Consider the following 13,001-nt stretch of genomic DNA (forward strand, 5'->3'; position numbering starts at 1 on the left):
TGGAATTGAAGGTTCTCTTGCTATATGGACGGGAACTATTCGGTTTTGAACTTGCTGATGGCTTGATTGAGTGTGGATGCTAAATCATTCAGTTGGACGGAGGAGCTGGCAACCTCTTGCATCGATGCGAGCTGTTCCTCTGAAGCCGCTGCTACCCGTTGTGCATGCCCTGCGGATTCGGAAGCGATGCTCTCGAGCTGATCGAGTGAGGCAGCGATCTGCTGGCTGCCTGCCGACATTTGCTCAGAGGCTGCGGATACTTCCTCTACCTGTGCAGACACACGGCGAATGGCTTCCAGAATGGAGCGGAACGATTGGCCGGCTTGCTGCGATACGTCTGAGCCTTGCTTCGCTTCCACTACCGCCTGCTCCATCGCTTGTACGGCTTCACCTGTGCGGCTGCTAATTCCGTTCAATATTGCACCGATCTGCTCGGAAGAATCCTTCGAGCGTTCAGCCAGCTTGCGAATCTCATTAGCGACGACTGCGAAGCCCTTGCCATGCTCTCCTGCTCTTGCTGCTTCTATAGAAGCATTCAAGGCAAGCAGGTTCGTCTGGTTAGCGACTTCTCCAATCATGGCGAGAATATCGCCAATTTGTCCGCTCATTTGCTCTAGCTCATGAAGCGCCTCTACTGTGCCGGTCATTTTGTCGGATACGGCTTGCATATGAACGACTGTCTCAGTAATAACCTCTTCCCCGCTGATGGCAAGATCAGTTGTATCTCCCGCCATCTCCGATACGGCAGAGGAGGATTCGGCGATACGCTGAATGCCGATCGTCATCTCGGTCATCGCACGCTGGCATTCTTGCAGGCTCTGCAGCTGAGTGTCGGTTCCCATTGCAACCTCTTGAATGGATTCAGCAACCTCTTGTGTTGCTTGAGCTGTCTGTTCGGCACTCTCCTGCATGCTTGAGGAGGATGCTGTTACTTCACTAGATGTGGATCGAATATTATGGGTCAGATGTCTTAGGCTGACAATCATCTCATTGAAGGCCGCAGATACTCTTCCGATCTCATTGTTATTGTTAACGGGTACGGTAATGGTTAGATTGCCTTCTGCCGCAAGGGCGGACACCTCTGCAAGTTTTTTGAGCGGCTTCAGGGCCAATCGAATGAGCCATACGACTAATGCAATGGCGATAAGCATGAGCAATAAAGCGCCGAATGAGCTTTCGAGCAGCATTCGATTGATTTTGGCATTAACCGCATTATAATCGAAGTCTGCTGCGAAGATGCCGACAGGCTCGTTATTGCCGTCCTTCACTAGCGTTAAGAAGGTAATCCAAGTCCCGGTTGCGTCTGTATAAGGAGCAAGCTGCACGAAGCCTTCTTCCAGCACTTTGTCATACCCTTCAAGGAACTCCGGAGTGAGCTCATACGGTGTGCCGGGCTTGTAGAGATCGTCGGTGCTTGTCTGCATTATATTCAGGAAGGTTTGGCCATCCTTCTCGATTTTCTCAGGCATTAGAGCGTATGCGTTCGAAATAAGATCATTTGTCTTCATAGCATTGAACTGAAGCTTCAGAACGCCTAGCTCGCGCGAAGCTGTACTTCCCTCTAACAGCTGTGTATGGGATTTAGAGACCAAATCGAGGTTGGACTTGGTTTGGACACCGAAGGTTCGCGCAGTCCGTTCCATTTCTTCCAGATAGGCGGATTTCTGCGCTTTGTAAGAGGACAGCTGTGTAACACTGATAATAATAGCGAAAATAATAGCGAGTACAACAGAGCTGGTAAGTGTGAGGCTTTTGTCTTTTAATTTAAACATTCTGTCTAACCTCTCGTTTCTAAGTGGTGTAGAAGTGAATTCATGCTGTCTATTCTTGCGTAAGTATAACAGCCAAGTATTAGATAAGTTCGTAGAGGATGTTAGGAATATATTTAGATGAAACCTTTCTCATTATTTTCATGGCATTTTAAGGGAAGTTTAAAGCTGGGTTAAGTTAGGTTGGCTAATATGGTTCTTGTAAGCAAATTGACTGCGAAAGGTGGAAACATCATGAGAGGATCAAGAACAATAGTAGCAAGCACGCTAGCTTTGACACTGGCTTTAGGCGGAGGAATATGGGCAGCCCAAGATGCGAATGCCGCGACGGCAGCTGCGCAGACTAACATAACGAAGGAACGTGGATTATACGGAGGAGAGAAGAGCTTCGGAGGCGAGCGAGGAGGCGTGGCTGGCTTAAGCCAGCTGCAAGAGCAATTAGCCGAATACTTAAATGTAGATACGGAATCGCTGCGCACACAGCTGCAGGACTCGACGCTTGCCGAGATAGCGGAGGCTGGGGGCATTACACGTGATGCTCTGAAGGCGAAGCTGATCGAATGGATCGATGCAGCGGCGGCTTCTGCTGAAGCTCAGTCTACAGATTCGACTAAGGACAAGGTGCTGGATAGCTCGGCGCTTGCGGATAAGCTGCTTGACTCACAAGGCGGCTTCGGCGGTAAAGGCGGATTCGATGGAGGCAAGGGCGGCGGGCGTGGCTTCGCAGGCAACAGTGAAGCTCTTGCAGAGCTGCTTGGCCTGACGACAGATGAGCTGCAAAGCGCATTGAAAGAAGAAGGTGCGACGCTTGCCAGCATTGCCGCAGAGCAAGGGGTAGATGTACAGAAGGTTATTGATCTGCAGGTGAGTGAGGCGAAGGTGAAGCTGGATGAGAAGCTGGCTTCCGGTGATCTGACGCAGGATAACTATGATACGAGTGTAGCCTCCTTGACAGAACGGATAACGAGTCAAGTGAATATGGAGGCTGCGAGGTTGGAAGGCGGCAGAGGCAAGCATGGTGAAGGATACTTTGCTAATAGTGAAGAGGTAGCAGAGCTGCTCGGGTTAACAACAGATGAGCTGAAGGCTGCACTCGCAGAGGAGGATGCGACGCTTGCGAGCGTCGCTGCTGAGCAGGGACTAGATGTGCAGACTATCGTTGATCTGTTGGTCAATGAAGCAACAGCGAAGCTGGATGAGAAGCTTGCAGCTGGTGAATTAACACAGGAGGAGTACGATACCAAGGTGGCAAGCTTAACCGAGCGTGTAACGAAGCAGGTCAATGGTGAATTCGAGAAGCCGGAAGGCGGACGAGGTGGACATGGCGGCTTCAAAGGAAGTGAGGATGGCACAGCCGGCAGCAGTGAGGAAGCAGCTGCTGAATAAATAGATGCATAAAAGCCGTACGAGGTCTGCGCTTTCAGCCTGGTACGGCTTTTGCATGATGCCTGATGTAAGAAGTATCTATGCTTTTAGAACATCGTGATCCACGTAACGTTCCCCGTTCAACTCGCTAATGATGTTAATGGCTGCCTTCGCGCCATCGCCAGCTGTGATAACGGCATGTACACTAACGCCAGCAGCTGTTCCTGCGGCCCAGACACCGGCAATATTCGTCTTGCCTGCGGCATCTGTATCGATGACTGTTTTGATCCGCGGCTCTGTGCCTGGCTTCGTATGGACACCAATATGCTCTGCGAGGTCTGTTAATGCCCCTGTTGCAATCAGCACATGCTTGGCTTCGTAGGTACCGTGATCCGTTTGTACGGAAAGTCCGCCTTCGATAGCTTCAACCTTCTCGACCGTTTCTTCTTTAATCTCCGCTCCGAAGTGAAGCGCTTGCTGTTTGCCTATATCTACAAGATCGGGACCGCCAATTTCCTTGATGCCATAATAGTTCTCGAACCAGGCGCGTTTCGTCATCCCTTTGTTGTTCTCGAACACAAGCGTTGTCTTCCCTGCTTTGGCTGTGAAAATAGCTGCGCTGGCTCCAGCTGGACCAGCACCAATGATTACGATATCGTACATCATTCCAACCTCCAATTAACAAATAGAATAGACTGCTCTATTATTATAATAGGAAAATTTTAGTGCAAGCAAATGGAAAAAAGTTCAATATATTCACATGTCTCTCGTTGACTCCTAGGCTTGCCTTTTGCTATAGTTCTATTAATGAATGGTTTCATAGTGAAACTATATGGTTGATGGTTGTCTGAGAGGAGAATGGGGAATGACAATAGGCACCGAGCTGCTAGGACAGATTATTTCCCGTTACGAAGGGGCGCATTTCGCGGTGAATCGCAGGTTAACGGCTTTGCTGCGCGAGTTGATGCCAGAGGGGATTACAGTCGATCAGTATTCCACGATGCGCTACTTGCGTATGGAGGAGGTTAGTACCTCTTCTGAGCTTGCTGATATGTTCTGTGTGGGAAAAAGCTCCATTACTGCGATTATTACGCGGTTGTTCGATAAACAGCTGATCGAGCGGATTCCGGATGATAAGGATCGCCGGGTAACTCTGCTTAGGCTGACGGATGAAGGCAAGCGAATGACTGATGCAATGGAGATTAGGATTCAAGAAATGATCGCAACCTTACTGTGTCATTTTGATGAGGAAGAGGCATTAAACTTTATTGAGACCTTCGAGAAGCTTGCTAATGTAATGAAGCTCTCAGTGGAGACGGAGAGGAGTTAGAGAGAAATGAAGATGGTTCTAAAGTTCAGGTGGATCATTCTGGTATTGTGGCTGGTTGCTGCTGTCGGATTGATGGTGAGTGCGCCGAATATGCAAGAGCTCGTTAGGGAGAAGGGGCAGGTTAACGTTCCGGAAGGCTACTCCTCTACTATAGCGGCGGACATGGCGAAGGAAATAGGGGGCTCGGAATCCGGCGGTGGCGGTGCGGCAACCGTCTTGGTATTCCATCGGGACGGCGGACTGACAGATTCAGATACCGCTGACATGAAGGCTGGTATCAACAAGCTTAAGGAAATGAAGGAAGAGCTTGGCATTACCTCCTTGACGACGCATTTCGATGCGCCGGATTTGGTGGAGCAGATGGTGTCAGGCGATGGCACGACTGTGCTGGCACTGGTGAATGTGGATCTGGATGGTGCTGAGCTTGCTGAGGTGCGTGATAACTTATACGCTGCGGTCTCAGATGTGAAGGTGGATCATTATTTCACAGGCAACTGGCTGATTTCGGAGGATGTAGTTACGAGCTCTGAGGAGGGCTTGAAGAAGACTGAGCTTATTACATTAGGCTTCATTCTGATTATTCTGTTCGCGGTGTTCCGTTCGGTGGTTGCGCCGATTGTACCGCTCTTGACGGTTGGCTTCACCTATCTGATTTCGCAATCGATAGTGGCTTTCCTAGTGGAATATTCAGACTTCCCGCTGTCGAACTTCACACAAATCTTTCTAGTAGCAGTCCTGTTCGGTATAGGTACAGATTATTGTATCCTGCTGATCAGCCGCTTCAAGGAGGAGCTGTCTCACCGAAATGGCGATATTACGGAATCCATCATCGAAACTTACCGTACGGCAGGCAGGACGGTGCTGTTCTCCGGCTTAGCTGTTCTTGTTGGTTTCTCTGCTATTGGATTCTCGACCTTTATTCTGTATCGTTCCGCTGTTGCGGTGGCAGTAGGGATCGCGATCCTTCTTATTGCATTGTTCACGATTGTTCCATTCTTCATGGCGGTGCTCGGCAAAAAGCTGTTCTGGCCTTCCAAAGGTAATCTTGAGCATAAGCCAAGCAAGCTATGGGGAACCGTTGGACAGTTCTCATTGAAGCGTCCAATATGGGCACTTGTTATTCTTGCAGTTGTTATTGTTCCTTTTCTACTGACCTACAAAGGTACGACTTCATTCAACTCGCTGGACGAGATTGGTGAGAAATACGATTCGGCGAAAGCCTTCAATATTATTGCAGATAGCTTCGGGCCGGGTGAATCGCTGCCTTCCTCCATTATCGTGAAATCGGATGCTCCGATGGATACGCCAGAGGGGCTTGCTGCTCTAGAGCAAGTAAGCAGAGAGCTTTCCAAAGTTGAAGGGGTCAAAACGGTACGCAGCGCGACACGTCCGACAGGTGAGGTGCTGGATGATTTCCTCGTCTCGGATCAAGTCGGGACGCTGGAGGAAGGGCTTGGTCAGAGCAATGACGGGCTCGGTACGATCGGCTCCGGATTAACGGAAGCAAGTACGGCATTAAGCGATAATGCGCCGAAGCTGAATGAAGCGGTGGATGGTGCGGGTCAATTGGTTGAGGGGACGAACACCTTGAAGGATGGTGTTGTTCAGCTCAGCGCAGGTCTTAAGCAGATAGAGAAGGGCTTGAACGATGGCTCTTCGGGTGCGAAGGAGCTGAGTGCAGGCCTCGCACAGGCTAAGACAAGCGCAGATCAGCTTGCGGCAGCCAGTCAAGAGCTGCTAACCGGCTATGAACAAGCGGGAGCTGGATTGGGTCAGCTGTCTCAAGCATATGGCAGCATCGCCGCTGAGCAAGCGAAGCTGGCAGACGGATTATCCAGTCTAGGTCAGGGGCTTGGCGGACTCGGTGATCGTTATCCGGAGCTGATGGATGACGAGGCTTATCAGCAGGCGCTTAGCTCAGTAGCGGAGCTTCAGCAGGGCGCCTCGGGGTTAAGTCAGCAGCTGACGCAGCTTAATGCACAGCTTAGCGGCATCAATGGCGGCTTGCAGCAGGCGAATGCCGGATTCACCGAAGCATCCGGCGGGCAAGCAGCGCTGGCGCAAGGACTTGCTCAGCTGGCGGATGGTATTGCGGCTCTGCAAGCAGGCATCGAGCAGGCGGCTGCGGGTCAAGGTCAGGTGATATCGAAGCTGCCAGCCGTTACGAACGGCTTCGACGAGCTGGCGAGCGGACAGAAGGAGCTTCAGGCTGGCTTCGCCGATCTGAACGGCCAATTGGGCGAGCTGACAAGCGGGCTTAATCAGAGCGTGGATGGCCTGACACAAGTGACGGATGGCCTCAGCTCAGCCAAAGGCTATCTGAATGAGCTGTCCTCATCGCCTAATAAGCAAATAACCGGCTGGTTTATTCCAGAGGAGGCTATTGCAGGTGACGAGTTCCAGCAGGCGCTGGATGTGTATTTGTCAGAGGATCGCAAGACGGCCAAATTCGACGTCGTATTCAGCGGCAATCCGTATGAGACGGAGACGATGTCCAAAGTCAGTGATCTTGAGGCGGCAGTTGCTCGCGGCCTGCAAGGCTCCTCTTATGACAAGGCCGACTATGCGGTCGGCGGTGTGACGAGTATGAATCATGATCTGAAGACGATCTCGGATGCAGATTATTCACGTACGGTCATTCTCATGCTGATTGGCATATCGATTATACTAATTATTTTGTTCCGTTCCATCGTTATGCCATTGTATATGGTAGCTTCACTTCTCGTGACCTACTATACTTCGATGGCGATAGCGGAAGTTATATTCGTCCGTATACTTGGTCTCTCGGGTATTGGCTGGGCAGTGCCGTTCTTCGGCTTCGTTATGCTGGTGGCGCTTGGAATCGACTATAGTATCTTCCTAATGGATCGGTTCAAGGAATACAAGCATCTGTCTCCAATGGAAGCTATTCTGGCTGCAATGAAGAATATGGGTACTGTCATTATGTCGGCAGCCGTTATTCTCGGCGGAACCTTCGCCGCCATGCTGCCTTCGGGTGTCATGTCGCTGCTGCAGATCGCAACGATCGTATTGTGCGGGCTGTTCCTATACGCGCTGCTCATGCTGCCGCTGTTCATTCCAGTTATGGTGCGGACGTTCGGCAAGGCGAACTACTGGCCTTTCATGAAGGACGCAGACGACGGTCTGTCTGCGGCTAAGGGCAATGCGAAGGATTCCATTCGTCCTTATCCACGGGATACATCGATTTAACTAGGAAGCAAAGAGCCTCCAATTTCCACATTATTGTGGGGTTGGAGGCTTTTTTTATGAATTTGAGCATGTATCGTCCCACCACCGCGAGCTCGGGGTTTTGTATGGTACATCGGCTGCTTTGTGCCTATGCTAAGGAAGTTATTTTCGCTATTGGAGAAAGGAATTTCTTTATTGGGAGGAGTAAAGTGTGAGTACGTTCCATTAAGGAAAAGAATTTCGTTATTAGGGAAATGACCTTCACCAGAAGTGAAAATCGTTTCGCTAATGCGTGGTACCAGGTAACGCGGCTTGATAATAGCGAAAAGACGTTCACCAACTGCGAAAATCATTTCGCTATTCTCAAGCAGCTAGCCGCGTTGTCACTAAAAAGCACCTGTAATGCTGAGCTCAGCATTACAGGTGCTTTTTAACTGCCCATATTGGATAGGGCCCTGGGGTGAGAGTTTCGGCCATGTGGAGCGGAGAAAGTGGATGAATTCTGGAGAAGCGCAGCGTTCGCCTTTGCCTCCGGGCAACAGCGATCGGAAGAATCATCCGCTTTCGCAGCACCGCCGGACATTTATCCCTTATTATGCGATCGTATGAGACAGCACCAAACCGCCATAGGCGAACGCGATACAAATCACGATAGCAGGATGAACCTTCTTTCTCTCCATCAGCCAATAGGCGATGGCTGCTATCGCAAGAAACTGCCAGATCCCCGAGGAATGAACGGACGTATCGATCATTTGCCATGTCAGAAGCACCATCATAATGGCAATGATCGGTTGTACGAGCAGTGTCATTCCTTTGACGATTGGCGATGTGCGATGCTTCTGCAGCAGCTTGAGCAGCAGAATGAGGGCGACAGCGGATGGCACAATAGTTGCGAACAGAGCAACGAACATTCCGATCCAGCCGTAGACATCATATCCAACGTATGCGGCGATTTTGGTTGCGATTGGTCCTGGCAGCGCGTTGCCTAGTGCAAGAATGTTGGAGAAATCTTTATCCGTTGTCCAACCGTAGCGTGTCACAATCTCGTTGTACATAAGCGGAATGGAGGCTGGTCCGCCGCCATATCCCAGTACATTAGCAACAAAAAATCCGATGATAAGCTCTATCCATTCCATGTTTTCGACTCCCCGCTCGTTTGTGTCACTCTGCGGCGCTTATTTCTCCAGTTGTTGAACCAGCCAGATGCTTTGAAATGAATAGCCCCATAAGCAAGGAACAATACGATGACGACCGCGTCTTGTATATTAAGAATTTGAAGCAGCACGAAGGCAATAAGGAAGAAGGTGAAGCCTAATATTTTGCCTAACCCCTTCACGGCCCGATTAGCGAATTCATAAGCCATTACACCGAGCATGACTGCAATGACAGGAATAACGGCAGCTATCATGCCTTGTATAACCGTGGAATCGCTGAGCACCTGAACGACGGACAGTAAGGCGATCATGGCAATAGCAGATGGCAGGATATGCGAGAGAACGGAGACGGTCGCTCCAATCCAGCCCTTTTTGTGGTAGCCGAGATACGCCGCCATCTTCGTGGCAATCGGTCCGGGGAGGGCATTGGCTAATGCCAGTATTTCGGCGAATTCATCATCGTCAATCCATTTGTAGCGGGTTACAGCCTCGTAACGAATTAAGGGAATAACGGAGGGGCCGCCTCCATAGCCTAGAATACCTGTCTTGAACATAGCCCAGGCTATTTGGCCGTAGTTATTGCTTGTGTTAGGTTCCATCGGTTACAGCCTCATTCCCATTCGACTTTTATAGCGGTTAATCAGAACCTGGCAATCGACGCTCATAATGCCGGGCAGAGGATACAGCTTCTCCTTCATGAACGACTCCATCTCCTGATTGCTCTTGAATAGACCATGCATATGGAGCTTGCTTGGGCCTGTCATATGATAGAGGGAAGTGACGACCGGCTCGTCGGCGAGCTTATCAGCAGCTTCTATCAAATATTTGGGCTCCACCTCTACGTTGAAAAAGGCTGATACCGTAATGCCTATTCTCTCGGGGTTAATGACCGCAGTAAAGCGCTCGATGACGCCGTTATCCATTAAGGTATTAATGCGGGCTTGCACAGCTACACGAGATAACCCGATATCCTTAGCGAGATCTGTGTAAGATATTCTCCCATTATAATGCAGCGCGGAAATGATTTTACGGTCTATTTCATCAATCTGCACAGTATCAATAGGATTTGGTGTTTTGTTATTCATACTTGAAGCTCCTCTCTATTCACACTATGAGTCATTCAAAATGTTGGATATTACTTATTTCCAATTACCATATGTACAAATATATATCTATATTCGAACATGATCAACTAAAAATTGATTTTTTACCTTCGAAAAAATATTTTTCATTGCCTAGATGAACATCGCGTGTTATTTTTAAAAGTAAATACATGTCATGAAAGTTAACTTCAAAGGTGGAGATCGCATTGGGTAAACCGGTAATGGGAACGAAGGTCATGGTTGTTAGTCCACATCATTTGGCTACTGCGGCTGGGGCTAGAATATTGGAAAAGGGCGGCAATGCATTCGACGCGGCTATTGCAGTAAGTGCATGTCTAGCAGTTGTATACCCGCATATGACGGGGCTTGGAGGAGATTCCTTCTGGCTCTCCTATCATAAGGAAGATGGTCAAGTGAGAGCTTATAATGCTAGTGGCCGCTCCGGATACCGCGCAACAGCAGAGGCGTACGCTGGAGAGGAAGCTATACCAACTAGGGGCCCTCGGAGCGCGATAACAGTACCGGGCATGGTGGATGGCTGGCATGAGGTGCACAGCAAATTCGGACGCTTGACGTTCGCCGAGGTTCTCGAGCCTGCTATTCGTTATGCGGTGGAGGGCTTCCCGATGTCTCCGGATCAATATGAGAATACGAAGCATAATGAGGCGCTGCTTGCTTCACAGCCTATTACAGCTTCTATTTATATGCCAGATGGCAGAATTGTGCCTCCTGGTGAGCGTTTTGTACAGAAGGACTTGGGAGCAACGCTGCAGAGCCTTGCCGATCATGGCAGGGATTACTTCTATAAAGGAGAGATCGGAGCGAGTATTGCTGGCTATCTGCAGAGTGTGGGAGGTCTCTTGACAGCTGATGACTTCGCCGATCATAGCGGTGAGTGGGTAACGCCGCTTCGTGGTCAGTATAGAGGGCATGATGTGTATCAGGTTCCGCCTAACTCACAAGGCTTTGTCGGCTTGATGGCTCTGAATATCCTTGAGCATTATGATGTTGAGGAGCTGGGCCATGGCTCTTATGAGTATTATCATGTGCTGGTGGAGGCGCTCAAGCTTAGCTTCCGAGATCGCAATCGCTATTTGACTGATCCTGATTTCTCTGCTGTGCCGCTTGATCGCTTGTTGAGTGCGGAGTATGCGGCTGAGCTGGCGGCTTCTATTGAGCTGGATCGTGCGGTATCTATCGATAGCCAGCCTGTGGGCAATGATACAGCCTACGCTGCTGTAGTAGATTCAGAGGGGAATTCAGTATCCTTCATTCAGAGTCTTTACTTCGAGTTCGGCTCCGGCGTTGTAGCTGGCGATACGGGAGTTATTATGCAGAACAGAGGCTCGTTCTTCTCGCTTGATCCGCAGCATGTGAATCGACTGCTGCCGAATAAACGCAGCTTCCATACTCTGATGCCGGCAATGGCTTGTCAAGACGGACGTCCCACTCATCTATTCGGCACGCAAGGTGGAGAAGGGCAGCCGCAGACGCAGATCGCGATGCTTACTAGAATGATAGATTTCGGCATGAACCCGCAGCAGGCAGTTGAAGAGCCGCGATGGGTATGGGGCAGGACTTGGGGAGCGCCGTCCCAGGAATTGAAGGTTGAGGGACGAATAGACGAAGAAGTGATAGAACGCTTGGCAGAAGCGGGGCACATCGTACGCAAAATGAAGGATATGGACGGCATTATGGGCCATGCGCATGCGATTACGATTAGCTCTGACGGAATCATTATGGGAGGCACCGATCCTCGCTGTGATGGGGCAGCTATCGGCTGGTAGCAAGCGGGATAGGACTGCGGTTAGTGATAGAGGTACGAATACTTGAACAGCTGGAATGGAGGAGTAGGCAATGAGAGATCCGTTTAATGCATTTATGCAGCAGGATGTTGTGCTTCAGCCAACAGGGGAGGGTCCCCTGAATGAAATGACATTCGCCGTCAAAGACGTGTTTGCAATTAAAGGCTACGCTAGTTCGGCCGGCAATCCGGATTGGCTGCGCACACATGAGCCTTGGGCTGTTACAGCCTCATCGATTGAGCGCTTGCTTGCAAGTGGTGCCAGAATGGAGGGCACGACTCATACCGATGAGCTCATGTACAGTATTAATGGTCAGAATGACCATTATGGCACACCGCTTAATCCGGCAGCGCCTGATCGAATTCCGGGTGGCTCATCGAGTGGATCGGCAGTAGCCGTTGCTGCTGGAGCGGTCGATTTCGCGCTGGGAACAGATACAGGCGGATCGGTTCGCGTCCCCTCTGCTTATTGCGGAATTTATGGATTCCGCCCTACTCATAACTTGGTTCCCATAGATGGGGTCATCCCGCTTGCACCAAGCTATGATACCGTGGGGTGGATGGCGCGTGATACGTCTTTGCTGCTGAAGGTTGGTGAAGCGCTGCTGGAGCAGGAGGGTACTGTAGCTACGTCGCTATCATCGCCAGCCTTCCAGCGCGTCATACTGGCGGAGGAAGCTTGGGCGAAGGCGGAGGCTGCCAGCCGAGAGCTTCTGAACGGATTTATTCCTGTCATTGAGCAGGCTGCCCAGGGAGCGAGCCAGTGGCTGAGCATCGCGCCGGAAGGACTGGAGGAATGGATCAAAGCATTCCGGACGACACAAGGGGTCGAGATCTGGGAGACGCATGGTGAATGGATCGAGCAGGAGAAGCCCGTGTTCGGAGAGAGCATCGGAGATCGATTCGTCTTCGCAAGCACGCTTAAGCGCGAGGAGAGCACAGCTGAGATAGGCTTGTGGAACGAAGTGCGGACAAGGCTGCGGGAGCTGTTAGGTGAAGATGGACTTCTCGTCATTCCGACGATACCGGGTACAGCGCCAAGCCGTGATATCAGCGGCGCGGAGAATGAGCTTCGGCGATTCCAAGCGATGCAGCTATCCTGTATAGCAGGGCTTTCTGGTTTGCCTCAGGTTACTATCCCTGCTGGGGAAGTGGACGGAGCGCCAATCGGATTGTCTTTCATCGCGGGAGCGAATCAGGATCTGAAGCTGCTCAGATGGACACATGAATACATGGGCAGCCTGCAGCTTAATCCCCAGCAGATCACTCCATGAAACAGTAAGGATA

The 13,001-nt window shown here is 50.5% G+C and carries 11 protein-coding genes; 5 read left to right on the forward strand and 6 right to left on the reverse strand.

Translation table 11 applies throughout. The features are described from left to right. Nucleotides 1-35 precede the first annotated feature (35 nt). A complete protein-coding gene (locus AC6ESP_RS19530; RefSeq protein ID WP_497098407.1) occupies nucleotides 36-1,772 on the reverse strand; it encodes a methyl-accepting chemotaxis protein in 1,737 nt (578 codons plus the stop codon). A 231-nt stretch (nucleotides 1,773-2,003) separates the two neighbouring features. Here AC6ESP_RS19530 and AC6ESP_RS19535 point away from each other — a divergent pair, with 231 nt between their 5' ends. Beyond that, the gene (locus AC6ESP_RS19535; RefSeq protein ID WP_497098408.1) at nucleotides 2,004-3,155 is read left to right on the forward strand and encodes an SHOCT domain-containing protein; all 1,152 of its coding nucleotides are present in this window, start codon (nucleotides 2,004-2,006) and stop codon (nucleotides 3,153-3,155) included. A gap of 78 nt (nucleotides 3,156-3,233) precedes the next feature. On the opposite strand, the gene AC6ESP_RS19540 is transcribed toward AC6ESP_RS19535, so the two are convergent. Further along, nucleotides 3,234-3,797: an FAD-dependent oxidoreductase gene (locus AC6ESP_RS19540; protein ID WP_497098409.1), complete on the reverse strand. Its 564-nt coding sequence runs from the start codon at nucleotides 3,795-3,797 to the stop codon at nucleotides 3,234-3,236. Nucleotides 3,798-3,999: 202 nt separating this feature from the next. Here AC6ESP_RS19540 and AC6ESP_RS19545 point away from each other — a divergent pair, with 202 nt between their 5' ends. Continuing rightward, nucleotides 4,000-4,464, forward strand: coding sequence for a MarR family winged helix-turn-helix transcriptional regulator (locus AC6ESP_RS19545; RefSeq protein ID WP_497098410.1), 465 nt, complete (start codon nucleotides 4,000-4,002; stop codon nucleotides 4,462-4,464). A gap of 6 nt (nucleotides 4,465-4,470) precedes the next feature. Continuing rightward, nucleotides 4,471-7,674, forward strand: coding sequence for an MMPL family transporter (locus AC6ESP_RS19550; protein ID WP_497098411.1), 3,204 nt, complete (start codon nucleotides 4,471-4,473; stop codon nucleotides 7,672-7,674). Here the strand turns inward: AC6ESP_RS19550 and AC6ESP_RS19555 are convergent. The 4 genes from AC6ESP_RS19555 to chrS all read right to left on the reverse strand — a co-directional run bounded on the left by AC6ESP_RS19555 (nucleotide 7,671) and on the right by chrS (nucleotide 9,892). After that, on the reverse strand, nucleotides 7,671-8,006 hold the full coding sequence (locus AC6ESP_RS19555) for a hypothetical protein (protein WP_497098412.1): 336 nt from the start codon (nucleotides 8,004-8,006) through the stop codon (nucleotides 7,671-7,673). The genes AC6ESP_RS19550 and AC6ESP_RS19555 overlap by 4 nt on opposite strands. Nucleotides 8,007-8,246: 240 nt before the next feature. Further along, the gene (chrA, locus tag AC6ESP_RS19560; RefSeq protein WP_497098413.1) at nucleotides 8,247-8,789 is read right to left on the reverse strand and encodes a chromate efflux transporter ChrA; all 543 of its coding nucleotides are present in this window, start codon (nucleotides 8,787-8,789) and stop codon (nucleotides 8,247-8,249) included. Further along, nucleotides 8,777-9,406, reverse strand: a complete 630-nt coding sequence (gene chrB, locus AC6ESP_RS19565; RefSeq protein ID WP_497098414.1) for a chromate efflux transporter ChrB — start codon at nucleotides 9,404-9,406, stop codon at nucleotides 8,777-8,779. Before chrB ends, chrA begins: the two co-directional genes overlap by 13 nt. 3 nt (nucleotides 9,407-9,409) lie before the next feature. Beyond that, complete coding sequence (gene chrS, locus AC6ESP_RS19570) at nucleotides 9,410-9,892, reverse strand: chromate efflux transcriptional regulator ChrS (protein WP_497098415.1); 483 nt, start codon at nucleotides 9,890-9,892, stop codon at nucleotides 9,410-9,412. Between the two features lie 239 nt (nucleotides 9,893-10,131). Here chrS and ggt point away from each other — a divergent pair, with 239 nt between their 5' ends. Continuing rightward, entirely contained in the window at nucleotides 10,132-11,697 is a 1,566-nt protein-coding gene (gene ggt, locus AC6ESP_RS19575) for a gamma-glutamyltransferase (RefSeq protein WP_497098468.1), read from the forward strand. A 70-nt stretch (nucleotides 11,698-11,767) separates the two neighbouring features. Continuing rightward, a complete protein-coding gene (locus tag AC6ESP_RS19580; protein WP_497098416.1) occupies nucleotides 11,768-12,988 on the forward strand; it encodes an amidase in 1,221 nt (406 codons plus the stop codon). The last annotated feature ends 13 nt before the right edge of the window (nucleotides 12,989-13,001 follow it).

The organism is Paenibacillus xinjiangensis (genome assembly GCF_059686975.1).